Origin of the sequence: Phenylobacterium sp. (genome assembly GCF_036502675.1) — a bacterium.
In the GTDB taxonomy this organism is placed as follows: domain Bacteria; phylum Pseudomonadota; class Alphaproteobacteria; order Caulobacterales; family Caulobacteraceae; genus Phenylobacterium.
On sequence record NZ_DASXYF010000129.1, the window covers coordinates 15,804 to 40,935 of the forward strand.

The 25,132-nt window shown below is 72.1% G+C and carries 27 protein-coding genes and 1 tRNA gene; 15 read left to right on the forward strand and 13 right to left on the reverse strand.

Annotated elements, in window-relative coordinates:
• Positions 1 to 18: 18 nt before the first annotated feature.
• The 3 genes from VGL30_RS17015 to ccmA form a co-directional block, all read right to left on the reverse strand.
• Positions 19 to 561 carry a Spy/CpxP family protein refolding chaperone gene (locus tag VGL30_RS17015; RefSeq protein ID WP_331541213.1) on the reverse strand — a complete coding sequence of 181 codons (543 nt, stop codon included), beginning with the start codon at positions 559 to 561 and terminating at the stop codon, positions 19 to 21.
• 69 nt (positions 562 to 630) lie between these two features.
• Positions 631 to 1,296, reverse strand: coding sequence for a heme exporter protein CcmB (gene ccmB, locus VGL30_RS17020; protein ID WP_331541214.1), 666 nt, complete (start codon positions 1,294 to 1,296; stop codon positions 631 to 633).
• On the reverse strand, positions 1,293 to 1,895 hold the full coding sequence (ccmA, locus tag VGL30_RS17025) for a heme ABC exporter ATP-binding protein CcmA (protein WP_331541215.1): 603 nt from the start codon (positions 1,893 to 1,895) through the stop codon (positions 1,293 to 1,295). Before ccmA ends, ccmB begins: the two co-directional genes overlap by 4 nt.
• A 209-nt stretch (positions 1,896 to 2,104) precedes the next feature.
• On the opposite strand from ccmA, the gene acnA reads away from it, so the two are divergent.
• The 3 genes from acnA to VGL30_RS17040 all read left to right on the forward strand — a co-directional run bounded on the left by acnA (position 2,105) and on the right by VGL30_RS17040 (position 6,353).
• Positions 2,105 to 4,792: an aconitate hydratase AcnA gene (gene acnA / locus VGL30_RS17030; RefSeq protein ID WP_331541216.1), complete on the forward strand. Its 2,688-nt coding sequence runs from the start codon at positions 2,105 to 2,107 to the stop codon at positions 4,790 to 4,792.
• A gap of 170 nt (positions 4,793 to 4,962) precedes the next feature.
• Entirely contained in the window at positions 4,963 to 5,679 is a 717-nt protein-coding gene (locus VGL30_RS17035) for a DUF1223 domain-containing protein (protein WP_331541217.1), read from the forward strand.
• Between the two features lie 338 nt (positions 5,680 to 6,017).
• Positions 6,018 to 6,353 (forward strand): DUF2794 domain-containing protein, encoded by a 336-nt coding sequence (locus VGL30_RS17040; RefSeq protein ID WP_331541218.1) that lies wholly within the window; start codon positions 6,018 to 6,020, stop codon positions 6,351 to 6,353.
• Positions 6,354 to 6,427: 74 nt separating this feature from the next.
• Here VGL30_RS17040 and VGL30_RS17045 read toward each other — a convergent pair whose 3' ends face one another.
• A complete protein-coding gene (locus tag VGL30_RS17045) occupies positions 6,428 to 7,177 on the reverse strand; it encodes a Bax inhibitor-1/YccA family protein (RefSeq protein ID WP_331541219.1) in 750 nt (249 codons plus the stop codon).
• A gap of 158 nt (positions 7,178 to 7,335) precedes the next feature.
• Here VGL30_RS17045 and thpR point away from each other — a divergent pair, with 158 nt between their 5' ends.
• Complete coding sequence (thpR, locus tag VGL30_RS17050) at positions 7,336 to 7,869, forward strand: RNA 2',3'-cyclic phosphodiesterase (RefSeq protein WP_331541220.1); 534 nt, start codon at positions 7,336 to 7,338, stop codon at positions 7,867 to 7,869.
• A gap of 98 nt (positions 7,870 to 7,967) precedes the next feature.
• Positions 7,968 to 8,732 (forward strand): 4-hydroxy-tetrahydrodipicolinate reductase, encoded by a 765-nt coding sequence (gene dapB, locus VGL30_RS17055; protein WP_331541239.1) that lies wholly within the window; start codon positions 7,968 to 7,970, stop codon positions 8,730 to 8,732.
• A 1-nt stretch (position 8,733) separates the two neighbouring features.
• Here dapB and dut read toward each other — a convergent pair whose 3' ends face one another.
• A complete protein-coding gene (gene dut, locus VGL30_RS17060; RefSeq protein WP_331541221.1) occupies positions 8,734 to 9,186 on the reverse strand; it encodes a dUTP diphosphatase in 453 nt (150 codons plus the stop codon).
• Positions 9,183 to 10,373 carry a bifunctional phosphopantothenoylcysteine decarboxylase/phosphopantothenate--cysteine ligase CoaBC gene (gene coaBC, locus VGL30_RS17065; RefSeq protein ID WP_331541222.1) on the reverse strand — a complete coding sequence of 397 codons (1,191 nt, stop codon included), beginning with the start codon at positions 10,371 to 10,373 and terminating at the stop codon, positions 9,183 to 9,185. Before coaBC ends, dut begins: the two co-directional genes overlap by 4 nt.
• Before the next feature lie 116 nt (positions 10,374 to 10,489).
• Here coaBC and VGL30_RS17070 point away from each other — a divergent pair, with 116 nt between their 5' ends.
• A complete protein-coding gene (locus VGL30_RS17070) occupies positions 10,490 to 11,053 on the forward strand; it encodes a hypothetical protein (protein WP_331541223.1) in 564 nt (187 codons plus the stop codon).
• 423 nt (positions 11,054 to 11,476) lie between these two features.
• Here the strand turns inward: VGL30_RS17070 and ubiB are convergent, their stop codons facing one another.
• Together ubiB and VGL30_RS17080 are read right to left on the reverse strand one after the other, a co-directional pair.
• The gene (ubiB, locus tag VGL30_RS17075; protein ID WP_331541224.1) at positions 11,477 to 12,982 is read right to left on the reverse strand and encodes a 2-polyprenylphenol 6-hydroxylase; all 1,506 of its coding nucleotides are present in this window, start codon (positions 12,980 to 12,982) and stop codon (positions 11,477 to 11,479) included.
• Positions 12,983 to 12,986: 4 nt separating this feature from the next.
• On the reverse strand, positions 12,987 to 13,739 hold the full coding sequence (locus tag VGL30_RS17080) for a class I SAM-dependent methyltransferase (RefSeq protein WP_331541225.1): 753 nt from the start codon (positions 13,737 to 13,739) through the stop codon (positions 12,987 to 12,989).
• A 90-nt stretch (positions 13,740 to 13,829) separates the two neighbouring features.
• Between VGL30_RS17080 and mutM the strand changes: the two genes are divergently transcribed.
• The 5 genes from mutM to dnaA all read left to right on the forward strand — a co-directional run bounded on the left by mutM (position 13,830) and on the right by dnaA (position 18,661).
• Positions 13,830 to 14,693, forward strand: a complete 864-nt coding sequence (mutM, locus tag VGL30_RS17085; protein WP_331541226.1) for a bifunctional DNA-formamidopyrimidine glycosylase/DNA-(apurinic or apyrimidinic site) lyase — start codon at positions 13,830 to 13,832, stop codon at positions 14,691 to 14,693.
• Between the two features lie 49 nt (positions 14,694 to 14,742).
• Positions 14,743 to 15,603, forward strand: coding sequence for a TraB/GumN family protein (locus tag VGL30_RS17090; RefSeq protein WP_331541227.1), 861 nt, complete (start codon positions 14,743 to 14,745; stop codon positions 15,601 to 15,603).
• 30 nt (positions 15,604 to 15,633) lie between these two features.
• On the forward strand, positions 15,634 to 16,410 hold the full coding sequence (locus VGL30_RS17095) for an enoyl-CoA hydratase (protein WP_331541228.1): 777 nt from the start codon (positions 15,634 to 15,636) through the stop codon (positions 16,408 to 16,410).
• 105 nt (positions 16,411 to 16,515) lie between these two features.
• Positions 16,516 to 16,785 carry a 30S ribosomal protein S20 gene (gene rpsT / locus VGL30_RS17100; protein WP_331541229.1) on the forward strand — a complete coding sequence of 90 codons (270 nt, stop codon included), beginning with the start codon at positions 16,516 to 16,518 and terminating at the stop codon, positions 16,783 to 16,785.
• Positions 16,786 to 17,221: 436 nt separating this feature from the next.
• Entirely contained in the window at positions 17,222 to 18,661 is a 1,440-nt protein-coding gene (gene dnaA / locus VGL30_RS17105; RefSeq protein WP_331541230.1) for a chromosomal replication initiator protein DnaA, read from the forward strand.
• Positions 18,662 to 18,868: 207 nt separating this feature from the next.
• Here dnaA and VGL30_RS17110 read toward each other — a convergent pair.
• Positions 18,869 to 18,943, reverse strand: a tRNA-Gly gene (locus tag VGL30_RS17110).
• An 88-nt stretch (positions 18,944 to 19,031) separates the two neighbouring features.
• Positions 19,032 to 19,775 (reverse strand): DUF6065 family protein, encoded by a 744-nt coding sequence (locus VGL30_RS17115; RefSeq protein WP_331541231.1) that lies wholly within the window; start codon positions 19,773 to 19,775, stop codon positions 19,032 to 19,034.
• 85 nt (positions 19,776 to 19,860) lie between these two features.
• Between VGL30_RS17115 and VGL30_RS17120 the strand changes: the two genes are divergently transcribed.
• Genes VGL30_RS17120 through VGL30_RS17135 form a run of 4 tightly spaced genes read left to right on the forward strand, consistent with a single transcriptional unit; the run spans position 19,861 to position 22,223 of the window.
• Positions 19,861 to 20,409, forward strand: coding sequence for a prolyl-tRNA synthetase associated domain-containing protein (locus tag VGL30_RS17120; RefSeq protein ID WP_331541232.1), 549 nt, complete (start codon positions 19,861 to 19,863; stop codon positions 20,407 to 20,409).
• 36 nt (positions 20,410 to 20,445) lie between these two features.
• A complete protein-coding gene (locus VGL30_RS17125) occupies positions 20,446 to 21,339 on the forward strand; it encodes a co-chaperone YbbN (protein ID WP_331541233.1) in 894 nt (297 codons plus the stop codon).
• A 17-nt stretch (positions 21,340 to 21,356) separates the two neighbouring features.
• Positions 21,357 to 22,016 (forward strand): LON peptidase substrate-binding domain-containing protein, encoded by a 660-nt coding sequence (locus VGL30_RS17130; RefSeq protein ID WP_331541234.1) that lies wholly within the window; start codon positions 21,357 to 21,359, stop codon positions 22,014 to 22,016.
• A gap of 9 nt (positions 22,017 to 22,025) precedes the next feature.
• A complete protein-coding gene (locus VGL30_RS17135; RefSeq protein ID WP_331541235.1) occupies positions 22,026 to 22,223 on the forward strand; it encodes a Trm112 family protein in 198 nt (65 codons plus the stop codon).
• A gap of 83 nt (positions 22,224 to 22,306) precedes the next feature.
• Here the strand turns inward: VGL30_RS17135 and VGL30_RS17140 are convergent, their stop codons facing one another.
• The 3 genes from VGL30_RS17140 to VGL30_RS17150 all read right to left on the reverse strand — a co-directional run.
• Positions 22,307 to 23,551, reverse strand: coding sequence for a UbiH/UbiF/VisC/COQ6 family ubiquinone biosynthesis hydroxylase (locus VGL30_RS17140; protein ID WP_331541236.1), 1,245 nt, complete (start codon positions 23,549 to 23,551; stop codon positions 22,307 to 22,309).
• A 443-nt stretch (positions 23,552 to 23,994) separates the two neighbouring features.
• Positions 23,995 to 24,807: an enoyl-ACP reductase gene (locus VGL30_RS17145; RefSeq protein WP_331541237.1), complete on the reverse strand. Its 813-nt coding sequence runs from the start codon at positions 24,805 to 24,807 to the stop codon at positions 23,995 to 23,997.
• A 68-nt stretch (positions 24,808 to 24,875) separates the two neighbouring features.
• On the reverse strand, positions 24,876 to 25,132 hold a 257-nt coding region (locus VGL30_RS17150), incomplete at its 5' end, for a GNAT family N-acetyltransferase (RefSeq protein WP_331541238.1).

Genomic DNA, 25,132 nt, shown 5'->3' on the forward strand with positions numbered 1-25,132 from the left:
GCCCCCGGGCGGGGGCGGCTATTCGCCGCCCGCGCCGCCCATATGGCCCATGCCGCCCATGCCGTGGCGGCCGCCGCCGTCCTTGCCCTCGCGGTGGCCGCCCATGCCGCCGTCCGTCGGCGCCATGGCGTCGAACGCCTTCTGCTGGCCGGGGGCGAGCTGGGCGTAGAAGCGCTTGATGGCCATCGCCCGGCGGTCGAACTCGGCCTGGCGCCGGGTCATGCGGTCGCGCATCCGGTCGAGGCGTTCGGGCGTGGTCAGGCCCTGCATCGCCTCGCGTTCGGCGCGCATCCGGTCCCGCATCCCTTCCGGCGGCTTCATCGCGTCCATCAGGGCGGTGAGCGCCGGCTCCTGGTTGGGCCGCAGTTGCAGCACGTCGCGCAGGCGCTGGGCGTGGCGCTGGGCCATCGCGGCGGGGTCGGGGCGCTCGCCGCGGTCCCAGCCTTGGCGGGCGGCGGGCGGCGGCGATGCGGAGGCCTGCTGCGCCAGGCTGACGCCCGCGGCGGCGGTGACGGCCAGGGCGCCGGCGATCGCCAGGCCGCGGAGAAGGGTGGGCTTCATGGATGGGTGGCTCCGTTCTATGTCCCTGACCCGGTTCAACGCGGCCGTGGGCCAACTCCGTCGCGCGGGTCAGGACAGCGCGTTGCGGCAGGCGGCGGCCATGGCCAGGGGACCCAGGGCGACGGCCGCGGCGGCGTAGGCGGACAAGAGGGCGAAGCCGGCGCTCCACGGCAGGCCGCCGGCGAAGGCGTCGAGGGCGCCGCCGCCGAAGATCACCGGGGGCGTGAGGAGCGGCAGGACGATCACCGCCGTGAGCAGGCCGCCGCGGCGGGCGCCCAGGCTGAGCGCGGCGCCGATCCCCCCCGTGAAGGCGAAGGCCAGGCCGCCGACCAGGGCGCAGGCGAGGATCAGCGGCGCCAGGCGAGGATCGGCGCCCAGGGCGACGGCGGCCACGGGAGCGGCGAGCGCCAGGGGCGCCCCGGCCGCGATCCACTGTCCCAGGCACTTGATGGCGCAGGCGATCTCCAGCGGCAGGGGCGAGAGGACCAGCAGGTCCAGCGAGCCGTCCTCGAAGTCGCGCTCGAACAGCCGGTCGAGGCCCAGCAGGGAGGCCAGCGCCAGGGCGATCCAGGCCACGCCCGGCGCCACCGCGGCGAGCCGCGCCGGCTCCGGCCCCACGGCTAGCGGCAGCAGCGCAGCGGTCCCGGCGTAGAAGCCCACGGTCACCAGGGCGCCGCCGCCCCGGCCCCAGGCCAGCGCCGCCTCCCGGGCCAGCAGGCGCAGCGCCGGGCTCATCCGGCGATCTCCAGAACCTGCGCGGGGATCGGCAGCGGGTCGTGCGCCGCGGCCAGCACCAGGCCGCCGCCGGCCAGGTGTTCGGCCAGGATCGCGCCAAACTGGACGCGCCAGCCGGCGTCCAGCGGCGCCATCGGCTCGTCCAGCAGCCAGAGCGGGCGCGGCGCGGCCAGCAGGCGGGCCAGCGCCAGCCGCCGCCGCTGTCCGGCGGAGAGCCGGCGCACCTCCAGGTCGAGCAGGGGTTCGAGCGCCAGCCGCTCCACGGCCGCCGTGGCCCCGGCAGCCGCGCCGCCGCACCAGGCCGCCCAGAAGGCCAGTTCCTCGCCGGCGGTGCGGGCGGGCTTGAGCCCGTCCTGGTGGCCGACGAGGTGCAGGCCGCCGGCGCGGGCCGCGGCGGGATCGGCCCCGCCGAACGCGACGGTTCCGGCCTCGAGCGCCACCAGGCCCGCGACGGCGCGCAGCAGGCTGGTCTTGCCCGCGCCGTTGCGGCCGGAAAGCACGGCCGCCTCGCCGGACGCGAGGCTCAGGTTCAGTCCCTCGAACAGTCGCCGGCCGCCCCGCCGGACGGCGACGCCGGACAGCGTCAGGGCCTGGATCACCGCGCCTCGCTTTCGTGCAGGCGCCGCCGCAGCGCTGCGGAACGTGCGCCCGCATGGACGGGACCGGTGGTTGCGGCTATGACGCCCCCGGCCGTCGCCACCTTGGGGGGCGTACGCGGCGCGGGGGCGGACGCTGTGGGTCCGCCTTGAAGAGCGCGCGATCCCCGATGCGGTATGTGAGCGGCCGGGAACAGAGAGAGGATCCCCTGATGGCGTCTATCGACAGCCTGCAAACCCGCCGCGAGCTCGTGGTGGGCGACAAGACCTATGTCTACTACAGCTTGCGGGCGGCGGAAGCCGGCGGCCTGGCGGGCGTATCGCGCCTGCCGGTCTCCATGAAGGTGCTGCTGGAGAACCTGCTGCGCAACGAGGACGGCGTGTCGGTGGGTCAGGACGACCTCCGCGCGCTCGCCGCCTGGCTGGACAACAGGGGCGCCACCCAGCACGAGATCAGCTTCCGCCCGGCGCGGGTGCTGATGCAGGACTTCACCGGCGTGCCGGCGGTGGTCGACCTGGCCGCCATGCGCGACGCCATGACCCACCTCGGCGCCAACCCTGAAAAGATCAATCCCCTGAACCCCGTCGACCTGGTGATCGACCACTCGGTGATGGTCGACTATTTCGGCGCCGCCAAGGCCTTCGAGCAGAACGTGGCGCGCGAATACGAGCGCAACATCGAGCGCTACCGCTTCCTGCGCTGGGGATCCTCGGCGTTCAACAACTTCCGCGTCGTGCCGCCCGGCACCGGCATCTGCCACCAGGTCAATCTGGAGTACCTGGCGCAGACCGTCTGGACCAATGACGAGGACGGCGCGACCACCGCCTATCCCGACACCGTGGTCGGCACCGACTCGCACACCACCATGATCAACGGCCTGTCCGTGCTGGGCTGGGGCGTGGGCGGCATCGAGGCCGAGGCGGCCATGCTGGGCCAGCCGATCCCGATGCTGATCCCCGAGGTGATCGGCTTCGAGCTGACGGGCGCGCTGCCCGAGGGCGCGACCGCCACCGATCTGGTGCTGACCGTCACCCAGATGCTGCGCAAGAAGGGCGTGGTGGGCAAATTCGTGGAGTTCTACGGCTCCGGCCTGTCCAACCTGACCCTCGAGGACCAGGCGACCATCGCCAACATGGCCCCGGAATACGGCGCCACCTGCGGCTTCTTCCCGATCACCCGGGCGACCATCGACTACCTGACCGCCACCAACCGCGACGCCGCCCGCGTGGCGCTGGTCGAGGCCTACGCCCGCGAGCAGGGCCTGTGGCACGAGCCGGGCGACGCCGACCCGGTGTTCACCGACACCCTGTCGCTGGACCTCCCCACGGTGCTGCCGTCGCTGGCCGGGCCGAAGCGGCCGCAGGACCGGGTGCTGCTGAGCGACGCGGCCTCCGCCTTCAACGTGGCGCTGGAGAGCGATTTCGGCCGCACCGTCGACGCGCCCCGCATGCCGGTGGAGGGCGAGATCTTCGACGTGGGCGACGGCGATGTGGTGATCGCCGCCATCACGTCCTGCACCAACACCTCCAACCCCAGCGTGTTGATCGCCGCGGGCCTGCTGGCCAAGAAGGCGATCGAGAAGGGGCTTTCCGTGAAGCCCTGGGTGAAGACCTCGCTGGCCCCCGGCTCGCAGGTGGTCACCGACTACCTGAAGAGCGCCGGCCTGACCAAGTCGCTCGACGCGCTGGGCTTCAACCTGGTGGGCTACGGCTGCACCACCTGCATCGGCAACTCGGGGCCCCTGCCCGAGCCGATCGCGGAGGCGGTGCAGAAGGGCGACCTGGTGGCGGTGAGCGTGCTCTCCGGCAACCGTAACTTCGAAGGCCGGGTGAACCCGGACGTGCGCGCCAACTACCTGGCCTCGCCGCCGCTGGTGGTGGCCTACGCGCTGGCCGGCAGCATGAAGATCGATCTGGTCAGGGAGCCGCTCGGCGTGGGCAAGGACGGGACGCCGGTGTTCCTGAGAGACATCTGGCCCAGCAGCGAGGAAGTCGCCGCCCTGCAGCGCAAGCACGTCACCTCCAAGATGTTCGCCAACCGCTATGGCGACGTCTTCAAGGGCGACAAGAACTGGCAGGGCATCCAGGTGGCCGGCGGCCAGACCTACGCCTGGGACGTGGGCTCCACCTATGTGCAGAACCCGCCCTACTTCGCCAACATGCAGATGGAGCCGTCGGCCATCACCGACATCGTCGAGGCCCGGATCCTGGGCGTGTTCGGCGACTCGATCACCACCGACCACATCTCCCCGGCCGGCTCGATCAAGGCCACCTCGCCGGGCGGGACCTACCTGCGCGAGCACCAGGTGCCGCAGTCGGAGTTCAACTCCTACGGCGCGCGCCGCGGCAACCACGAGGTGATGATGCGGGGCACCTTCGCCAACATCCGCATCCGCAACCGCATCACCCCGGATATCGAGGGCGGGGTGACCAAGCACTTCCCGTCGCAGGACGTGATGTCGATCTACGACGCGGCCATGCGCTACCAGTCGGAAGGCCGCCCGATGGTGGTGTTCGCCGGCAAGGAATACGGCACCGGCTCGTCCCGCGACTGGGCCGCCAAGGGCACCAAGCTGCTGGGCGTGCGCGCGGTGGTCGCCGAGAGCTACGAGCGGATCCACCGGTCCAACCTGGTGGGCATGGGGGTGCTGCCGCTGCAGTTCCTGCAGGAAGGCTGGCACAAGCTGGGGCTGACCGGCGAGGAGATCGTCACCATCCGCGGCCTGACCGAGCTCGCCCCGCGCAAGCAGCTGATCGTGGAGATGTACCGCCCGTCGGACGGCCGCATCGCCCGCTTCCCGGTGCGCTGCCGGATCGACACCCCCACGGAGCTGGAATACTTCAAGAACGGCGGGGTGCTGAACTACGTGCTGCGCAACCTGGCGCGGCCCGCGGCCTGACGGCGGACATGCGCTCCATGGTCCTCCCTCGCTGGGGGAGGTGGCGCGCGAAGCGCGACGGAGGGGGCTCTCGTATCTGCGGAGAACCCCCTCCGTCAGCCGATCGGCAAGGCCACGCTCACACCTTGTTGACACGCAGGCGCCCGGGAACTCCGGTTAAGTGCGCGCCGATGCGAAGGGCGGCGCTCATATCCCTGGTCCTGCTGGCGGCGCCGGCCGCCGCGGCGGCCAAAGCCCCTGTGGTGGTCGAACTCTACACCGCCCAGGGCTGCGCCTCCTGCGGGGAGGCCAACGCCTTCGTGGGCAAGCTGGCGGACCGGCCGGGCCTGCTGCCGCTGACCTTCTCGGTGGACTACTGGGACTACCTGGGCTGGGCCGACACCTTCGCCAAGCCGGAGTTCGCCCAGCGCCAGAAGGCCTATGTGGCCAGGCTGGCCCTGCGCGAGCCCTATACGCCGCAGGTGGTGATCGACGGCCACGCCCAGGCGGCCGGCCAGCAGACCGACAGGATCGAGGCCCTGGTGCGCGACGCCGCCCGGGCGCGCCGCGACCCGCCGGACGTCCGCTTCATCACCGCGCGGCGGGTGGACGTGGGCTTCGGCGCGCCGCCCCACGGCGGGGCCGAGGTCTGGCTGGTCCGCTACGACCCGCGCGAGCGCGACGTGGAGGTCAAGACCGGCGACAACCGCGGCCAGACCATCGCCCACAAGAACGTGGTGCGGCAGGTCCAGCGCCTGGGCGCCTGGAAGGGCCGGCCCACCGCCTACCGGCTGACGCCGCCGCCGGAGGATGGGCTTTCGACGGTGGTGCTGGTGCAGGCCGCGCAGGGCGGCCGGGTGCTGGCCGTGGCCCAGCCGGGCGCGCCCGCCGGCGCCGCGAAGCCCTGACCCCGGCAAAGCGAAGCCCGCGCGGCTGGAGAGGACCACGCGGGCGAAACGCTTTGGGAAGGCGTTATTTGAATCGTGTGGACTTCGAAGGCCGATAGCTTGTGCCTGGGAAGTATGTGCCGGTTGATCGAAGCCCGCGATCCAGGGGGGCTGGGGGGGCTGTTCAGGATCCGGGACCAGCAAGGTTCCGACCAACCGACGCTCCCTCTATCGCGGCGCAAGGGGGCTGCGGCGGGACCGAAATAAGGTCATTTCGAGGCGAAGCGACCGCTGTGGCGGTCGGCCGCAGAGCGCGGCGGCTCGCCTCCCCGGCGGTTTTCGGTCTAGGCTGGGATCGGATGACGTTCGACCCGACCCCCGCGCCGCCCCGGCACGCCCCGATCTTCTTCGAGCGGCGCGAACTGAATCGGATCCTCTCCCTCTATGGCCGCATGGTCGCCGCCGGCGAATGGCGCGACTACGCGATCGACGGCCTGCGGGATGCGGCGGTGTTCTCGGTGTTCCGCCGCGCCTCGGAAGCGCCGCTCTACCGGATCGAGAAGCGTCCGGCGCTGGCCCGGGCGCAAGGCGCCTGGGCCGTACTGGGCCAGGGCGGGGTGGTGCTGCGCCGCGGCCACGACCTGGACCAGGTGCTGAAGGTCTTCGACCGCGGCCGTTTCCGCGTGGTGGATTAGGCCCTTCCGACGCCCGAACGAAAAGACCCCGGCGGTGAGGCCGGGGTCCAGGTCGTTCCGCTCCTGAACGCGCCTTAGCGGCGCGAGCCGAACAGGCTGAGCAGGAATTGGAAGAGGTTGATGAAGTTCAGGTACAGGCTGAGCGCGCCATAGCTGGTGGCCACGCCCATCGCCGACTGGTCGCCGCCCATCTGATAGTAGCTCATCTTCAGCCGCTGGGTGTCGTAGGCGATCAGGCCCGCGAAGATCAGCACGCCCAGCACGTTGACGATGAAGGCCATCATCGAGGAGTGCAGGAACATGTTCACCAGCGAGGCGATGATGATCCCGAACAGGCCGATAATCAGGAAACTGCCGACCGCGGTCAGGTCCTTCTTCGTCGAATAGCCGAACAGGCTCAGTGCGCCGAACGCCGTGGCTGTGATCAGGAAGGTCGAGAAGATCGACGTGCCCGTATAGACCAGCGCCAGGACGCCGAGCGAGGCGCCGATCAGGGTCACGATGCTCCAGTAGAGCGCGCCGGCCGAACGCGGGTTCGGGTTGCGCATCGTGAATGACGACAGCAGCAGGATGGCCAGCGGCGCGAAGGCCACGGCCATGCCCAGCAGGCTGTAGCCTACCCGGCCGTTGGCGGCCTGGGTGAACATCAGGTCCCGCACCGGCGCGAACGTGCCGGTCAGGAACGCCAGACCGGCGGAGAGAAGAAGGCCCAGCGCCACCTTGTTATAGACGCCGAGCATGAAGCTGCGCAGGCCTGCGTCCACCGACATGTCGGCGCGGTCCGCGGGGACCGTGCGCGCATAGCCGCGGTTGAGGTCGCTCATGTGAGGATCAGCCTTGATCAAAGCGCCCCGATCGGACGCCATCTCAATATCGTGGCGCCGCCCCGTCTGCGCAAGATGCTGCGCACAACCCTTGCTTCAGGCCGCCGGGTGCGCCCGGCGGCGTGCATTCAGAGAGTTGCGGCGCTAAACGGCGGGGGATGATCCGGCTGTTCACCGCCCTCGCCCTCCCGCCCGAGCTGGCCGGCGACCTGGAACGCCTGCAGCACGGCCTGCCCGGCGCCCGCTGGCGGCTGCGGGAGGCGTTCCACATCACCCTCGCCTTCTACGGCGAGGTCCGCGAGGACGTGGCCCGCGACCTGGATTCCGCGCTGGCCGGGGTGAACGTCCCGGTCCTGGACCTCTCGCTGCAGGGGGTGGGCGCCTTCGGGGAAGGGCCGGACATCCACACCGTCTGGGCCGCGGTGGTCGCCGATCCGGCGCTGGAGCGGCTGGCCGCGGCCTGCGCCGCCGCCGCCCGCCGGGCCGGCCTGACGATGGAGCGGCGGGCCTACCGGCCGCACCTGACGCTGGCCTATACCCGCAGGCCCGATCCCTCGCAGGTGGCGGCCTGGATCCAGCGCAACAACCTGTTCCGCTCGCCGGCCTTCCGCCTGGACCGCTTCGGCCTCTATTCGAGCTGGCGCACCCGCGACGGCTCGGCCTACCGGCTGGAGGCGCACTACCCCGGCTGAGGCGCCGCCATTCCGCGGTTGACCCGGCGGCGGCGCTGGCGAGAGTAGCGCCCAAGCGAACCGCCGCCGTTGGAGAAACCGCCCTGCCCCCCGCCCCGATCCGCATCGCCGTCGCCGGCGCGCTCGGCCGCATGGGCCGCGTGGTCCATGCCGCCGCCGAGGCCCGCGACGGCCTGCAGGTGACCGCCCGCTTCGACCAGCCGGGCGCCGAGGGGCCCGGCCTCGTGGACGTGGAGGCGGCGCTGGCCGCCGCCGACGTGGTGATCGACTTCACCACCGGGGCGGCCTCCGCGGCGCTGGCCGAACGCTGCGCCGCCCGGGGCGGGCCGGCCATGGTGATCGGCTCCACCGGCTTCGATGCCGAGCAACTCAGGGCCGTGCAGGCCGCATCCGAACGGGTCGCCGTGCTGCGGGCCGGGAATTTCTCCCTGGGAATCAACATGCTGATGGGGCTGGTGCAGCAGGCGGCCCGGGCGCTGTCGGCCGCGGACTACGACATCGAGGTCTTCGAGGCGCACCACCGGCGCAAGGTCGACGCGCCTTCCGGCACCGCCCTGATGCTGGCCGACGCCGCCGCCGAGGGACGCGGCGTGGCGCTGGACGACGTGGCCCGCTGGACGCGGGAGGGCGTCACCGGGGTGCGGCCCGCCGGCGAGATCGGCTTCTCGGTGATGCGCGGCGGCGAGATCGTCGGCGAGCACAGCGTGGTGTTCGCCGCGGAGGACGAGATCCTCACCCTGTCGCACTCCGCCCGCGATCGCGGCCTGTTCGCCCGCGGCGCGGTGGAGGCGGCGACCTGGCTGGCCGGCAAGCCGCCGGGCGCCTACGACATGCGCGACGTGCTGGGCTTTCGGACCCGGTGACTTACCGTCCCGTCGAGCCGAAGCCGCCCTCGCCGCGGGCTGTGTCGTCGAGGGTCTCCACCTCCGCCCAGGCGGCCTGGACCACGGGGGCGATGACCATCTGGGCGATGCGCTCGCCGCGGCGGATGACGAAGGGGGCCTGCCCGAGGTTGACCAGGATCACCTTCACCTCGCCCCGGTAGTCGGCGTCGATGGTGCCGGGCGTGTTCAGGCAGGTGATCCCCGCCTTCAGCGCCAGGCCGGAGCGCGGCCGCACCTGGGCCTCGAAACCGGCCGGCAGGGCCATGGCCAGGCCGGTGGGCACGGCGAGGCGCTCGCCGGGCTGCAGCGTCAGCGGCGCCGCCTCGTCCACGGCGGCGCGCAGGTCCATGCCGGCGGCCAGCGCCGTCTCATAGGCCGGCAGCGGCAGACCCGCGCCATGCGGCAGGCGGCGGACGGCGATGACCGGCGTCACGCCAGGGCCTCGGCGATGCGGGCGGCCAGCCTGCGGGCCACGTCGGTCTTGGAGGCCCGCTCCCAGCGCTCGATCCCGCCGCGGCCGACGATGGCCACCGTATTGGTCTCGCCGCCCATGACGCCCGGCGCGCTGACGTCGTTGGCCACGATCCAGTCGCAGCCCTTGCGGGCGAGCTTGGCCTGGGCGTGGGCCTCGACGTCGTGGGTCTCGGCGGCGAAGCCCACCACCAGCTTCGGGCGGGCCTGGGCGCGGGAGAGGGTGGCCAGGATGTCGGGGTTCTCCACCAGCTTCAGCACCGGCGCGGCGTCGGCCTTCCTGGCCTTGGCGGCGCCGGCGGCCTCCGGGCGCCAGTCGGCGACGGCGGCGACGCAGACGGCCACATCGGCCGGCAGGGCGGCCTGGCAGGCGGCCAGCATCTCGCGGGCGGTCTCCACATCGACGCGGACCACGCCGGCCGGCGCCGGCAGGGCCGTGGGGCCGGACACCAGGGTGACCTCGCAGCCGAGCGCGGCCAGGGCTTCGGCGATGGCGTAGCCCTGCCGGCCGCTGGAGCGGTTGGTCAGCACCCGTACCGGGTCGAGCGGCTCCACGGTCGGGCCGGCGGTGACCAGGGCGCGCCTGCCGGCAAGCGGCCGGCCGGCGGGCCCGGCGAGCGCCGCCATGATCGCCTGGAAGATCGCCGCAGGCTCCGCGAGCCGTCCCGGGCCATATTCCCCGCAGGCCATCGGGCCCTCGTCGGGGCCGACGATGGTCACGCCGTCGGCCTGCAGCGTCGCCAGGTTGCGGCGGGTGGCGGCGTGGCCCCACATGCGCACGTTCATCGCCGGCGCCATCAGCACCGGCTTGTCGGTGGCCAGCAGGGTGGTGGAGGCCAGGTCGTCGGCCAGGCCGTTCGCCGCCTTGGCCATCAGGTCGGCGGTGGCCGGCGCGACCACCACCAGGTCGGCCGAGCGCGACAGCTCGATGTGGCCCATCTCCGCCTCGTCGGTGAGGGAGAACAGCTCGCCATGGACCTTGTCCTCGCAGAGCGCCGCCAGCGACAGCGGGGTGACGAACTCCGCCCCGGCGCGCGTCAGGATCGGGCGGACGGCCACGTCCGCCTTGCGCAGCAGCCGCGCCAGTTCGAGCGCCTTGTAGGCCGCGATCCCGCCGCCGACGATCAGGAGAATCCGTTTGCCGCTCAAGGCGCCGCGCCCCGTCACTGAAGTCCGCCCGCTTTAGGGCATCCGAAGGCGCTGGACAAACTTCCCGGAGTGTTCTTTATTTGTTCCAACCTGGGCCTTGGGACGGGAGAACGAGGATGGCGAAGGTGTGGAATTGGGCGGTCGCGGGCGCGGCCGTCGGAGCGGCGACGCTGCTGTTGAGCGGCTGTGACAACGGGCCGTCGGCGGTGGCGCGCGGCGACCGGGCCAGGGAGCCCGCCGCCCGCGACGACGCGGGACCATCGGAGGCGCCGCGGCGGTTCGCCGACAGCGGCCGGGCCTCCTCCGGCGACGGCGTCGACCACCGCGCCGAGCCGGCGATGAAGCTGGACGGCGAGGCCGTGTGGGCGTCCACCAAGCGCTATTCCGCCGAGGAGGGCGCCCGGCGCGGCTTCGAGCGCAACGGGGCCGACTTCGCCGCCGCCGATGTGGAGGCCTATGTGGCCAAGGCGCACAACTTCGTCACCAACCCGCCCTCCGGCGCCGAGACCCTGAAGCGGCCGAACGGCGACACCCTCTATTACGACGCCAGGACCAACGTCTTCGCCGTGGCCAACAAGGACGGCCTGCCGAAGACCATGTTCAAGCCGCGCGACGGCGCGCAGTACTGGGCCGAACAGAAGGACCGCGACCGGCAGACCGCCTCGCGCGGCGAGGGCTAGTCGCAGGCCCGCCGCCCGGACGGCGGTGGTTGGGCCGATCCCCCCGGGCCTTCGCCCACAGGCGCTAACTCAAGGGCGACGACGCCTTTTCCTCCCCTGTCCCGAAGAGGACGGGGAGGGGGACCGCCCGCCGAAGAGCGGGGGTGGAGGGGCGCGGGTTCTGCAGCGCGGTCGCCGCCCCCACCGTCACGCCCTCGGAGCTCATCCTCGGGCCGGGCCACAAGCCGGACCCCGGGGGGAGCGCGCCACCTCTTCGGGACAGGGGAGGAAAAGCTCCGCGGCGAACCCTGCAGGCTCAAGTTGGCGCCTATGGGCGAAGGCCGGGACCAGGTGAAACCCACGAGACGCTCAGGCTGACTCTGGGCCCCGGCCTTCGCCGGGGTGAGCGGCGTCGAGGGACACTCGGTCCGGACAATCGCCGCTCTAAAACAATATCTTCGCAGCAGCGAAGGCGGCGCCGGAGACCAGGGCCCCGACGGCGAACCACAGGAGGGCCGATGAAGAGGCCTCCCGGGCCTCGGCCACCGCCACGGCCTCCGGCGGCTGGACCATGCGGGCCAGGTTGCGCAGCGCCTGCGCGGCGTCCTCGGCCAGGCGGCGGACGCGGGCGGCGGGGGACAGCTCGCGCAGCATCCAGCGGCGCACCACCGGATCGGCGGCGGCCCACATGTCGTGCTGCGGATAGATCCGGCGGGAGACGCCCTCGACGGTCATCATGGTCTTCTGCAGCAGGACGAGCTCGGGCCGCAGGCGCATGTCGAAGAGGGCGGTGATCTCGAACAGCTGGGTCATCAGCCGGCTCATGGAGACCTCGCTGGCCGGGCGGCCGAACACCGGCTCGCCCACCGCCCGCAGCGCCTGGGCGAAGGCCGGCACGCTGTGGCCCTGCGGCACATAGCCCGCGTCGAAATGCACCCGGGCCACCCGCTCGTAGTCGCGCTCCAGGAAACCCCAGAGGATCTCGGCGAGGTAGCGGCGTTCCGGCGGACCGAGCCGGCCCACGATGCCGAAGTCCACGGCGGTGATCTCGCAGGGCGCGGCCACGAACAGGTTGCCTTCGTGCAGGTCGGCGTGGAAGACGCCGTGGTCCAGCGCCTGGGCCAGGAAGGCGCGGATCAGCTTGTCGGCCAGGGCCGGGCGGTCGAGCCCGGGCTGCTGCAGCGCCTGCGGATCCGACAGCGCCGCGCCGTGGGCCCACTCCAGGGTGAGCACCCGCTTGGCGACCCCGTCCCAGACCACCTTGGGCGCGCCCATGTAGCCGTCCTCGGCCATCACCGCGCCCAGCTCGTCGGCGCCGGCGGCCTCCAGCCGCAGGTCCAGCTCCAGCTCGGTGGCGCGGATCACCGTGGCGGCGAGGGCCCGGGGCTCCAGCCGCCCCGCCGCGGGCGACCAGCGCTCCACCAGGCGGGCGGCGAGCGCCAGGACCTCGGCGTCCGCGGCCACGCGCCGCTCGATGTTCGGCCGCAGCACCTTCACCGCCACGCGGCGGCCGTCCAGCAGCACCGCGTCATGCGCCTGGGCCAGCGAGGCGCCGGCCACCGCCGCGCCGAAGGTCGCGAACAGGCTCTCCACCGGCCGGCCCAGGCTGCGCTCGATCTCGCGGCGGGCCACTTCGGTGTCGAAGGGGGGCAGCCGGTCCTTCAGCCGCGCCAGGTCCTGGGCGAACTCTGCGCCGAACACGTCGGCCCGCGTCGAGAGCAGCTGGCCGAGCTTGATCGCCACCGGTCCCAGCCGTTCCAGGGCGCGGGCCAGCCGTTCGCCAGGCCGGCCCTGCCGCGCCGGGCCGCCGGAGACCAGCCGCAGCGCCGCCGCCAGGCTGCGCACCGACGGGGGATAGAGAGCGTCCAGCTCCCGCGGCAGCAGGGCGTCGTTGCGCGCCAGGATCCAGCCTGCGCCGATCAGCCGGCCGAACGCCGCGGCCCCGCTCATGCCGCTAGATCGCCCAGCCCTGGTGCAGCGCCGCTACGCCGCCGGTGAAGTTGCTCCAGCTCGCCCGCGAGAAGCCGGCCTCGCCGATCATCGCGGCGAACCGCGCCTGGTCGGGGAACCGGCGGATGCTCTCCACCAGGTACTGGTAGGACGCCCGGTCGCCGGCCACCGCCCCGCCGATGGCCGGGATGACCTTGAAGGAATAGGCGTCATAGGCCTTCTGCAGCGCTTCGGTGACCGGCCGCGAGAACTCGAGGCAGAGGAACCGGCCGCCCGGCTTCAGCACGCGGCGCGCCTCGGCGAGCGCGGCGGCGATGTCGGTGACGTTGCGGATGCCGAAGGCGATCACATAGGCGTCGGCCGCCGCGTCCGGCAGCGGCAGCCGCTGGGCGTCGCCCACCGCCCAGACCACCTCCGGCGGCGCGCCCCGCGCACGGCCGGCCGCGATCATCTCGGCGTTGTAGTCGACCACCACCACCCGGGCGTCGTCGCCGCCGCGGCGCAGCTGGGCCGCGCGGGCCATCTTCGCGAAGCGGCGGGCCATGTCGCCGGTGCCGCCGGCGCAGTCGACGATCAGTTCCCCCGGCTGCGGATTGAGCCGGGCGGCGACCGCGTCCTTCCACAGCCGGTGGACGCCGCCGCTCATCAGGTCGTTCATCAGGTCGTAGCGGCGGGCCACGCGGTCGAACACGCCGCGCACCAGCGCGGGCTTCTCGGCGGGGTCGACGTCCTGGAACCCGAAGGTGGCGCTGGGCATGGCTTGCTCATAGCCGCGGGAGCGCGCCCGCGCCAGCGCAGGGCCGGCTTGCGGCTTGATCCGCCGCCGCCCGGCGTGCACACCCGGCCCATGCCGGAGCTCCCCGAGGTCGAAACCGTGCGGCGCGGCCTGGAGCCGGTGCTGGCCGGCGCGCGCCTGGCGCGGGTGGAGGCCAGGCGGCCCGACCTGCGCTTTCCCCTGCCGCCGGATTTCGTGCAGCGGCTGACCGGGGCGGTGATCCTGACGCTGCAGCGGCGGGCCAAGTACCTGCTGGGGGCGCTGGACCGCGGCGACACCCTGGTGATGCACCTGGGCATGAGCGGCCGCTTCGAGATCGCCCGGCCGGAGGGCGCGGTGCGGCCCGGCGAATTCCACTACGCCGCCGACCCCGACCCCAGGCACGCCCACGTGCAGTTCGCCACCGAGGCAGGCGCGCAGGTCACCTATTACGACCCGCGCCGGTTCGGCTACATGGCGCTGATCCCGACCGCGGAGTTGGGAACGCACCCCTGGTTCGCAAACCTGGGGCCGGAGCCGCTCTCCGACGCCTTCGACGCCGACCGCCTGGCCGGCGCCCTCGCCGGCCGCAGGCAGGGGCCCAAGACCCTGCTGCTCGACCAGCGGATCGTGGCGGGGCTGGGCAACATCTATGTCTGCGAGGCGCTGCACCGGGCGCGCATCTCGCCCTTCCGGCCGGCCGGTGAAATCTCCCGGGCGCGCCTGGTGAAACTGGTGGCGGCGATCCGCGCGGTGCTGACCGAGGCGATCGCGGCCGGCGGCTCCAGCTTGCGCGATTACGCCGCCGCCGACGGGGCGCTGGGCTATTTCCAGCACCGCTTCCGAGTCTACGGCCGCGAGGGCGCCCCCTGCCCCAACCGCGGCTGCGCCGGCGTCGTCGCGCGGAAGGCCCAGGCCGGCCGCTCCACCTTCCATTGCCCGGTCTGCCAGACGTAACCCCGACGCGGGGCGCCATCGTCCGGCCGCCTCGGCTAAGGTCCCCCCAATGTGGAAATCCCTCGTCCTGGCGCTCGCCGCCGCCCTCGCCGCCGGCGCCGCCCAGGCCAGGCCCCCGGTCTGGACCGTCCGCGACCGCGACTCCGAGCTGGTGCTGTTCGGCTCCGTCCATGTCCTGCCGCCGGGCCTGGACTGGAAGCCGCCGGCCCTCGACCGGGCGCTGAAGTCCGCCGACGACGTCTGGTTCGAGCTGCCGGTCGACGCCGCCTCCGAGGCCGAGGTGGCGCGACTGGCGGCGGCCCAGGGCGTGCTGCCGCCCGGCCAGACCCTGTCGGCGATGCTGGGTCCGCCGGACGCGGCGCGGCTGGCGCGGGTGGCGCAGGCCTTTGGCGCCTCGATGCCGCTCATCGACCGGCTGGAGCCCTGGTTCGCCGAGGTGGTGCTGGCCGTGACGCTGTACGCCAGGTCCGGCGGGACCGCCGACGCCGGCGTCGAGAAGGCGGTGTCCGCCGCCCTGCCCGCCACGGCCGTCCGCCGGTCCTTCGAGACTCCGGCCGAGCAGGTGGCGCTGTTCGACGGCGCGCCGATGCCCGAGCAGATCGCCTCGCTTGACGAGACCCTGGGCGAGATGGAGACCGATCCGCACCAGTACGAGCAGTTGCTGGCCGCCTGGATGGCCGGCGACGTGGCGGCGCTCGACCGCGAGGCGCTGGCGCCCCTGCGCAAGGCCTCGCCCGCGCTGTTCAAGCGCATGCTGACCGACCGCAACGCCCGCTGGATGGGGCCGCTCACCGCCCGGCTGGCGGGCAAGGGGCGGACGGTGGTGGTGGTGGGCGTCGGCCACCTGATCGGGTCCGGGGGCCTGCCGGCCCGCCTCCGGGCCCTTGGCTATTCCGTCGAGGGGCCTTAAGCCCCGATCGACCACAAGCAGGAGCCGGCCATGACCTATGAAACCCTCATCGTCGAGACCGCCGAGGGCGTGACCCTGATCCGGCTGAACCGGCCCCAGGCGCTGAACGCCCTGAACAGCCAGCTGATGGACGAGCTGTCCGCGGCGCTGGCCGCCGCCGAGGCGGACGAGGCCGTGCGCTGCATGGTGATCACCGGCTCCGAGCGCGCCTTCGCCGCCGGCGCCGACATCAAGGAGATGGCCTCCAAGTCCTACGCCGACGTCTTCAAGGAGGACTTCATCACCCGCAACTGGGAGGCGGCGGCCCGCTGCCGCAAGCCGGTGATCGCCGCGGTGGCCGGCTTCGCCCTGGGCGGCGGCTGCGAGCTGGCGATGATGTGCGACTTCATCATCGCCGCCGATACCGCCAGGTTCGGCCAGCCGGAGATCAACCTGGGGGTCATACCCGGCGCCGGCGGCACCCAGCGCCTGCCGCGCTCCGCGGGCAAGTCCAAGGCCATGGACATGATCCTGACCGCCCGGATGATGGACGCCGCCGAGGCCGAGCGCTGCGGCCTGGTCTCCCGCGTGGTGCCCGCCGCCGAGCTGATCCCCACCGCCATGGCCGCGGCCAAGGCCATCGCCGCCCTCTCGCCGCTGGCGGTGATGATGGCCAAGGAACTGGTGAACGCCGCCTTCGAGACCCCGCTGGCCCAGGGGGTGAAGACCGAGCGGCGGCTGTTCCACTCCCTGTTCGCCTTCGACGACCAGACCGAGGGCATGGCCGCCTTCGTCGAGAAGCGGAAGCCGGTCTTCAAGGCGCAATAGGACCTCCAGCAGCGCATTGACCGCAGGCGGGGCTTCCCGTATATCCGCGCCTCCGATTTTCACCGCCCGGCGCCGTCGGGCGCGATCCGTATTGAGAGCTGACTTATGGCCAACACGCCCGGCGCCAAGAAGGCGGTCCGCAAGATTGAACGCCGCACCGCCGTGAACAAGGCGCGCCGCTCGCGCGTCCGCACCTTCCTGCGCCGCTTCGAGGAGGCCCTGGCCGCCGGCGACGCGGCCCTGGCCAAGAGCGCCTTCGTCGAGGCCCAGTCGGAGCTGATGCGCGCCGTCTCCAAGGGCCTGGTCCACAAGAACACCGGCTCGCGCAAGGTCTCGCGCCTGGCGGCCCAGCTGAAGAAGCTTTCCGTCGCCTGATCCGGCAGGGCGCTCGCGCCCCGACCAGCCGGTCGGACCGGTCCGACCCGGTCGTTCTTTTCCGCCATACCCGGCTTGATCACGGCCTCTATCCAGGGGCCGTTTTCGGCTGCCCGTCGCGCCCTCCGGGTGCGACGGGTGCGGCGATTCCGCTCAGCGTTCGGAGGTTGTTTTACAAGTTTCCCTTGCGGCTCCGGGGCCTGCGGCGAGTCAATCGAAATATCGATTGACGGCGCGAAGAATCCCCGTTGACCGGCCAGGGCCCCCGACTAGTCTGGCTGGTCTTAGGCGTATTCAATCTGAACTCGGATCAAAAAAACGGCGCTGGCGAGCGGGAAGCGTTCGCCGGGTAAGGATCTGTATACCCTAAACAAATCACGACGCAGCAGTGGGGGTTGCGAACGGTATGACCGGGCGGGCGCTGAAGGTGGAGACGATGACGACGGGGGGTTACGCGGGAGCCGTGTCCGACACGCCAGGGGGGGCGGTCTGGACCAAGGCGTGCGTGGTGTTGCGGCATGAGCTGGGGGAAGCGACCTTCGGCTCCTGGCTGGGCCAGGCGTCGCTGCGCGAGACCCCCGCCCAGGCCTGCCTGGTCGCGGCCACCGGGGTGGCGCGCGACTGGATCCGCCGCCATGCGTGGCGCCGCATCAGCGAGCTATGGGCGCAGAACGACCCGCTGAGCCGTCCCCTCGACCTGAAGTCGCGGATGGAGTTCGACGCCGCCGCCCAGCCCGCCTCCGTGGAGATGCCGGACGCCTTGCCGGCCCGGCCCGCCGGCGGTGCGCTCGAAGCCGCCGAGGCGGCCGCCTCGCCCCACATCGTGCGCACCGCCCGCCAGCAGGGGCTGCAGGAGCGGTTCACCTTCGACACCTTCGTGTCCGGCCCCGCCAACGAGTTCGCCTTCGCGGTGGGCCGGCGGGTGGCGTCCTGGTCGGACGGCCACTTCAACCCGGTGCTGTTCCACGGGCCTTACGGCTTCGGCAAGACGCACCTGCTGAACGCGATGGCCTGGGAGGCCATGCGCACGGCGCCGGAGAAGCGGGTGGTCTACCTGACCGCCGAGCGCTTCACCTCGACCTTCGTGCGCGCGGTGCAGGACCGGCAGACGGCGGCCTTCAAGGACGACCTGCGCAACGCCGACCTGCTGCTGATCGACGACGTGCACTTCGTGGCCGGCAAGCCCTCCACCCAGGAGGAGCTGTTCCACACCCTGATCGCCCTGGTGGAGGACGGCCGCCGGGTGGTGATGAGCGCCGACCGCTCGCCCACCGAGCTGTCGGAGATGGACCCGCGGCTGCGCTCGCACCTGCAGTCGGGCCTGGTCTGCGGCGTCGAGCCGGCCGACCGGACGCTGCGCCTGGGCATCCTGGAGCGCAAGTTGGCGACGCTGGCGCAGCAGGGCCGCTTCGTGCCCTCCGCCCGCTCCGAGGTGTTGCAATTCCTGGCCGACCGCTTCACCGACTCGGTGCGCGAGCTCGAGGGGGCGCTGAACACCCTGGTGGCCCGGGTGGGCGCCGACCTGGCGCGCCTCAGCCTCGACGAGGCGCAGGCGATCCTCAAGCCGCACCTGGCGTGTTCCGAGAAGCGGGTGACCGTCGACCAGATCCAGAAGGCGGTGGCCGAGCACTACGGCCTGCAGCAGGCGGACATGATCTCCGAACGCCGCGCCCGCGCCGTGGCCCGTCCGCGGCAGGCGGCCATGTGGATCGCCAAGCAGATCACCACCCGCTCGCTGCCGGACATCGGCCGCAGGTTCGGTGGCCGCGACCACACCACGGTGCTGCACGCCGTGCGCCGCATCGAGGCCCTGAAAGGCGAGGACCCGACCCTGGCCCGCGACCTGGACGTCCTGCTGCGCAAGCTGAGGGGCTGAAGCCGACGAAGCCCGGGAAGAGACGCGGCCATACCGCGCGCTGAATAAATCGGGTTTTTTTCAAAGGCCTGGTTTATTCGGGCGCGCGCCGTCGCGCGCTTCCGCAAGGCCGGAAAAAGCGGCGGCGGCGCCCCCGCCCAGGCGGATCGCAGACGCCGGGACCCGGCGCTCACGCCGTCGGAAGGCTCGTCATCGCCGCGGAAAATTTGGAGCGGGCGAAGAGATTCGAACTCTCGACCCCAACCTTGGCAAGGTTGTGCTCTACCACTGAGCTACGCCCGCGCTCCTCGAGGTCGTGCGCCTTGGCCCGCCCCGAAATTTCGAGAGGCGGCTTATGGCAGACGCCCCATCGGTTGGCAAGCCGGCGCGCCTAGCCGCCGAATCTCGGCGACTTCAGGCGGCGCTTGTTGACGTGGTTCGGGGCGGCGGGGGCCACTTCTTCGGGGAACTCGCCCTTGAAGTAGTAGCGCTGCCAGGCCTCGCGAGTGGCGTCGGGGTCCTGCCGGAAGATCCTCTGGTTGAACTCGGTGCGGTGCTTTTCCCAGACGTCGTACTGGTCGCGCAGCTCGGGGTTGGAGCTCATGGCGCGGATCACCGGCTGGATGTCGGCCATCGGCTTGTCCTGGGTGAGGGTGATGAAGCAGAAGGGCTCGTTCTTCTCGAAGCGCACGCGGCCCGGGCGGGTGAACAGCCAGTTCATGGTGAAGGGGAACGGCAGCCAGTCGGTCTCCACCAGGCCGGCCAGCGGCTGGATCCCGTCCTTGATGTGGTTAGGCGGCCCCATGGCCCACATCGACCAGCCCGGCGGCGTGCGGAACAGGTAGCCGGTGTGGAAGGTCGCCACCCCGTGGCTGAAGTGCGACTGCACGAACTTGTGGAAGTCCGGGTGCGGGTGGTCGGGCTTGAGTTGGATGTCCTCCTGCCGCACCCCGCCGTTCCACTCCAGGGTGAAGCCCATCGGGCAGAGGATCTCCCACCCGGTGGAGTTGGCCATGGCCAGCGGCAGGCAGCGGTAGGGGTGGCGGGCGGCGAAGCGGTCCATCCAGGCGCGCTGGGGACGGCCGGCGACGATTTCCGGCGGCCGTTCGGTGACCGGGTAGCACTCGAGGTTCATGAGGACGCTCAATGACCAGAGGGGGTGTCCGACGTGCTGTAGCGAGGCGGTCGCCTTCCCGTCCAGTTCGGGTATGGGGAAGGCGATGAAAACCCGCGCCGACCTGATCGCCCTGCTGGACGCCGCCGGCGTCGCCCACCCGACCCTGGAGCACGAGGCGGTGTTCCGGGTCGGGGAAGGCGCGGAGGTCAAGGCCCGGCTGCCCGGCGCCCACAGCAAGAACCTGTTCCTGAAGGACGCCAAGGGCCAGCTCTGGCTGATCTCGGCGGCGGATGGCGCCGAGATCGACCTGAAGGCGCTGCCGCCGGTGATCGGGTCGGCGCGGCTGTCGTTCGGCAGCGCCGAGCGGCTGGCCGCCGCCCTGGGGGTGGCGCCCGGATCGGTGACCGCCCTGGCGCTGGTCAACGACCCCGAGCACAAGGTGCGCTTCGTGCTCGACCGGACGCTGGCCGAGGCGGAGACGGTGAATTTCCACCCGCTGACCAACACCGCGACCACGGCGCTGTCGCGGGCGGGGTTCGCGCGGTTCCTGGCGGCGGTCGGGGTTTCGCCGCTGGTGGTGGACTTCGCGGCGATGCGGGTTATCCATGGCGGCGCGGCGGCGTTGAACGCGGCGGGGGGGCCGACCATTTAACCCCCAGGACCGCGCCGCCGAAGACGAGGAAGATCCATGACCCTGATCGGGGACACCCACGCCAAGCCCGCAGACCTGATCAAGGAAGGGACCGATGCCGGCTTCATGGCCGACGTGATCGAGGCCTCGCGCCAGCAGCCGGTGATCGTCGACTTCTGGGCCCCCTGGTGCGGACCGTGCAAGCAGCTCGGCCCGGCGCTGGAGCGGGCGGTGACCGCGGCCAAGGGCGCGGTGAAGCTGGTCAAGATCGACATCGACAAGAACCCGGCCTACGCCCAGCAGCTGCGCGTGCAGTCGATCCCGGCGGTGTTCGCCTTCGCCGACGGCCGGCCGGTGGACGGCTTCATGGGCGCGGTGCCGGAGAGCGAGATCAAGGCGTTCATCGCCCGGCTCGCGGAACCAGCCGGCGGCGGGCCGGCGGCCGAGCTGCTGGAGATGGCGCAGGAATCCCTGGCGGCGGGCGACCTGGGCGGCGCGGCCCAGGCCTTCGCCCAGGTGCTGCAGGAGGAGCCGGAGAACCTGAAGGCCATCGCCGGCCTGGCGCGGCTCTACCTGAACGGCGGCGACGCGGAGAAGGCCTGGCAGATCGTGGACATGGCGCCTGAGGGGGCCAAGGACGCCGAGCTGGACAGCGTGCGCACGGCCCTGACCCTGGCCGAGGGCGCGCCCTCCGAGACCGCGGACCTGGAGCGGCGGGTGGCGGCGGACGGCCTCGACCTCGAGGCGCGGTTCGAGCTGGCCAAGGCGCTGGCCGGCCACGGGCGGCTGGACGAGGCGGCCGACCACCTGCTGACGATCATCGAGCGCGACCGCGCCTGGAACGAGGACGCGGCGCGCAGGCAGCTGCTGACGGTCTTCGAGGCCGCCGGGCCGATGAGCGAAGTGGCCAGGCAGGGGCGGCGGCGGCTGTCGTCGATCCTGTTCTCTTAAGAACCCGGGAGGGCCCGATGCAGGGCGGTTATCGGCGCACGATGGACCTGCCGCAGGTGATCCCGGTGTTTCCGCTGGACAGGGCGCTGCTGCTGCCGGGCAGCGAGCTGCCCCTGCAGATCTTCGAGCCGCGCTACCTGAACATGGTGGACGACGCCATGGCCGGCGACCGGATCATCGGCATGGTGCAGACTAGGCCCGGCGGCGACCGCTCGCGGCCCAGCCTGGCGCACGTGGGCTGCGCCGGGCGGATCACCAGCTATGCGGAGACCCCGGACGGGCGCTACCTGATCACGCTCACCGGCGTCTGCCGCTTCCAGACCGGCGAGGAGCTGAGCACGCCGACGCCCTACCGCCAGGTGCGGGCGGGGTTCGACCCGTTCGCCGCCGACCTCACCGCCGACCGGCGGTCGCCGCAGGTGGACCGGCGCCGCTTCATCCGGGCGCTGAAGAGCTACCTGAACCATCGCAACCTGGACATCGACTGGGACACCGCCAACAGCGCCCCCATCGACGCCCTGGTGAACAGCCTGGCCATGGGCCTGCCCTTCGCGCCGGCCGAGAAGCAGGCGCTGCTGGAGGCGCGGGACTTCGCCAGGCTCTACGAGGTGCTGACCGCGCTCCTGGAGATCGACGCGCTGGAAGACGGCGACGACGACTCGCATTCCATGCAATAGACGCCGCCCATGAGCCTTGCCCCCGATCAAGAGGTCGATCCGCGCCTGCTGGAGATCCTGGTCTGTCCGGTGACCCACGGGCCGCTGGAATACGACCGCCAGAAGGGCGAGCTGATCAGCCGCGCCGCCAAGCTGGCCTATCCGATCCGCGACGGCGCGCCGATCATGCTGCCGGAAGAGGCGCGGGACCTGGCCGAGGGGGAATAGGCGTCGCGGGCGCCAAACTCCGCTCATCCCGGCCAGAGCGGAGCGGCGACCCGCCAGATCTTGTGCAGGGCGCGAAGAACGGGCTACGGCGCCTCGCCCTGCAGCAGGCGCGGCAGGTCGCCGGCCGCGGCGCCGGCTTCGCGCATGAAGAAGCGGCGGGCGGGACCGATGCGGTTGACCGCCGCCATGCCGGCGCCGCGGGCCAGGCGGGCCAGCGGGTTGTCGTTGGAGAACAGGTGGACGAAGGCGTCCATGCCCGCCGAGAGGGTGGCGGTGTCGAAGCGCCGCCAGCGGGCATAGCGCTCCAGCACGATCTCCGAACCGATGTCCTCGCCCAGCCGGAAGGCCTCGACGAGGGTCTGGGCCAGCGCCGCGGCGCCCTTCAGGCCGAGGTTCAGCCCCTGGCCGGCGATGGGGTGGACCCCATGCGCCGCGTCGCCCAGCAGCGCCGCACGGCGCGCGCTCAGCCGTTCGGCGAGCTGCAGGGCCAGCGGATAGGTGAACACCGGCCCTTCGCGCTCGGCCGGGCCGATCAGGTCGCCGACCCGGCGGCGCAGGTGGGCGTGGAACACCTCGTCGCGGGCCTCCTTCAGCGCCTGGGCGCGGGCGGCGGACTCGGTCCAGACCAGGCTCGCCCGGTCGCCGGTGAGCGGCAGGATGGCGAAGGGTCCCGATGGCAGGAAGTACTCGTGGGCTACGCCGTGGTGCGGGCGGGCCAGGCGGACGGTGGCGACGACGGCGGCCTGGCGATAGTCCCATCCCACCGCATTGATCCCCGCGTCGCGGCGTATGACCGAGCCACGGCCCTCGGCGCCGACGACGAGCGGCGCGGCAAGCTCGCGGCCGTCGCCCAGGACGACGGTGGCGGCGCGCGGGCCGAAGCTGGCGCGCTCGACCTTGGCCGGGGCCAGGACCTGGATGCCGGCGTCGTGGACGGCCTGGGCCAGGCCGGCGCGGATCAGACGGTTCTCCAGCATGTAGCCCAGGGGTTCGCCCTCGGCGATCTCGGCGGCGTCGAAGCGCAGGAAGAACGGCGAGGGCCCGCCCGAGGCCGCGCCCGGGGCGCGGCCGTCGGTGACCAGGATCTGCTCGATGCGCTGGGCCTGGGGCGCCAGCGCCTCGCCCGCGCCCAGAACGCGCCACTGGCGGAAGCAGGCGTAGGCGACGGCCGAGGCGCGGCCGTCGAAGGTCGGCGCGGCCTGGGCCTCGAAGGGGGCCGGGTCGACGAGGATCGGGGTCAGCCCCGCCTGCCGCAGCGCCAGCGCCAGGGTGGCCCCGGCCATGCCGGCGCCCGCGATGATCACATCGGCGTCGAAGGTCTCACCCATGCGGCGGATACGCCCACGATCGGCGCGTTGCGTCCAGAGGACAGTGGCGCTGCGAACAGCCGCTCACTTCCCCCTCGAGGGGGCCATCCCCGACCCTTCCCCCCTCCAGGGGGAAGGAAGAAACGATTATATGTTCCTCATATGTTCTTGTCACGCGGCGACGCTTGAGATATCCTTTGCCAGCCCCCGTCCGCACGCTCCGCAGATGTCGTTGCCGTTCAACACGAACCCGCGCCGCCCGGGGGAGTACCCGCAATGCATCCGCCTGTTAGGCGCTTACAGCTCAGCATAATTCCGATAAGTCATTGATTTAACAGTCACTACATCGGAGCACCGAAGTGCTGTTTAAGACCCGTCAAAGCGCTAATGATGTAAAGGGCCGTAAGCGCTTGCGAGGCGCCTCCACTCCCAGCGCGCGCCCCGCCCCATCGAAGGCGAAGTCTTCAGGCCCCCGCGTCGTCCGGCAGGCCCATGATGTGGAAGCCGGCGTCGACGTGGACCACCTCGCCGGTGGTGGACAGGCCGAGGTCGGAGAGCAGCCACAGCGCGCAGCCGGCGACGCCTTCCATGCGGGTGTCGTCCTTCAGCGCCGATAGGGCGCGGCCCTGGGCCAGCATCGAGCGGCCGCCGGAGATGCCGGCCAGAGACAGGGTGCGCATGGCGCCGGCGGAGATGGCGTTGACGCGGATTCCCCGCGGGCCGAGGTCGCGGGCGGCGTAGCGCACCGCCGCCTCCAGCGCCGCCTTGGCGACGCCCATGGTGTTGTAGTTGGGGATGGCGCGCTCGGAGCCCAGGTAGGTCAGGGTGACGATGGAGCCGCCGTTCGGCATCAGCCTGGCGGCCCGGCGGGCGCAGTCGACGAAGCTGAAGGCGGAGATGTCGAGGGCGCGCAGGAAGCCCTCGCGGGTAGTGTTCTCGACGAAGGAGCCCTTCAGCTCGTCCTTGTTGGCGAAGGCGATGGCGTGGACGAAGAAGTCCAGGGTCCCCAGGTCGGCCTCCACCTTGGCGAAGGCCGCGTCCATGGAGGCGTCGTCGGCCACGTCGGCGGCGGCGAGGCTGGTCACGCCGATGCTGTCGGCCAGCGGCTGCACCCGGCGCTCCATCCCCGGCAGGTGCAGCAGGCTGAGGCTCGCGCCCTGGGCGGCCAGCTGGGCGGTGATGCCCCAGGCTATGGACTGGTGGTTCGCCACCCCGGTGACGACCCCCTTCTTGCCCTTCATCAGCTCGCCCTTGGGCAGGGCGTAGTCTTCGGCCATCCGGGTATCCCCATCGCGTCGTGCAGGTGGGTTGGTTGTGGCGAGGCGCGCGCCAATGCGCAAGCCTCTCAGGCTGGCGGGCCGAACGTCAACCGCATGCCCTCGTGGCTCGGCTGGAAGCCCAGCCGGGCGTAGAACCGCTGGGCGGCCTCGCGGCTCTTGTGGGTGAGGAGCTCGATGAAGGCGCAGCCACGCTCGCGCGCCGCCTGCGCGGCCCAGCGCACCATCGCCCCGCCGACGCCCTGGCTTCGCAGGCCCGCCTCGACGCGCACGGCCTCGATCAGCGCCCGCTCGGCGCCCTGGTTGGAGAGCCCGGGAATGAAGG

Coding starts and splice junctions, on each gene's coding strand:
- VGL30_RS17045 (WP_331541219.1), bottom strand. CDS start 7,177: ATGAGCGACCTCAACCGCGGCTATGCGCGCACGGTCCCCGCGGACCGC.
- rpsT (WP_331541229.1), top strand. CDS start 16,516: ATGGCCAACACGCCCGGCGCCAAGAAGGCGGTCCGCAAGATTGAACGC.
- ccmB (WP_331541214.1), bottom strand. CDS start 1,296: ATGAGCCCGGCGCTGCGCCTGCTGGCCCGGGAGGCGGCGCTGGCCTGG.
- mutM (WP_331541226.1), top strand. CDS start 13,830: ATGCCGGAGCTCCCCGAGGTCGAAACCGTGCGGCGCGGCCTGGAGCCG.
- dnaA (WP_331541230.1), top strand. CDS start 17,222: ATGACGACGGGGGGTTACGCGGGAGCCGTGTCCGACACGCCAGGGGGG.
- VGL30_RS17125 (WP_331541233.1), top strand. CDS start 20,446: ATGACCCTGATCGGGGACACCCACGCCAAGCCCGCAGACCTGATCAAG.
- VGL30_RS17145 (WP_331541237.1), bottom strand. CDS start 24,807: ATGGCCGAAGACTACGCCCTGCCCAAGGGCGAGCTGATGAAGGGCAAG.
- VGL30_RS17130 (WP_331541234.1), top strand. CDS start 21,357: ATGCAGGGCGGTTATCGGCGCACGATGGACCTGCCGCAGGTGATCCCG.
- VGL30_RS17120 (WP_331541232.1), top strand. CDS start 19,861: ATGAAAACCCGCGCCGACCTGATCGCCCTGCTGGACGCCGCCGGCGTC.
- VGL30_RS17080 (WP_331541225.1), bottom strand. CDS start 13,739: ATGCCCAGCGCCACCTTCGGGTTCCAGGACGTCGACCCCGCCGAGAAG.
- acnA (WP_331541216.1), top strand. CDS start 2,105: ATGGCGTCTATCGACAGCCTGCAAACCCGCCGCGAGCTCGTGGTGGGC.
- VGL30_RS17135 (WP_331541235.1), top strand. CDS start 22,026: ATGAGCCTTGCCCCCGATCAAGAGGTCGATCCGCGCCTGCTGGAGATC.
- VGL30_RS17095 (WP_331541228.1), top strand. CDS start 15,634: ATGACCTATGAAACCCTCATCGTCGAGACCGCCGAGGGCGTGACCCTG.
- VGL30_RS17140 (WP_331541236.1), bottom strand. CDS start 23,551: ATGGGTGAGACCTTCGACGCCGATGTGATCATCGCGGGCGCCGGCATG.
- VGL30_RS17115 (WP_331541231.1), bottom strand. CDS start 19,775: ATGAACCTCGAGTGCTACCCGGTCACCGAACGGCCGCCGGAAATCGTC.
- ubiB (WP_331541224.1), bottom strand. CDS start 12,982: ATGAGCGGGGCCGCGGCGTTCGGCCGGCTGATCGGCGCAGGCTGGATC.
- thpR (WP_331541220.1), top strand. CDS start 7,336: ATGATCCGGCTGTTCACCGCCCTCGCCCTCCCGCCCGAGCTGGCCGGC.
- VGL30_RS17040 (WP_331541218.1), top strand. CDS start 6,018: ATGACGTTCGACCCGACCCCCGCGCCGCCCCGGCACGCCCCGATCTTC.
- VGL30_RS17090 (WP_331541227.1), top strand. CDS start 14,743: ATGTGGAAATCCCTCGTCCTGGCGCTCGCCGCCGCCCTCGCCGCCGGC.
- VGL30_RS17015 (WP_331541213.1), bottom strand. CDS start 561: ATGAAGCCCACCCTTCTCCGCGGCCTGGCGATCGCCGGCGCCCTGGCC.
- VGL30_RS17070 (WP_331541223.1), top strand. CDS start 10,490: ATGGCGAAGGTGTGGAATTGGGCGGTCGCGGGCGCGGCCGTCGGAGCG.
- VGL30_RS17035 (WP_331541217.1), top strand. CDS start 4,963: ATGCGAAGGGCGGCGCTCATATCCCTGGTCCTGCTGGCGGCGCCGGCC.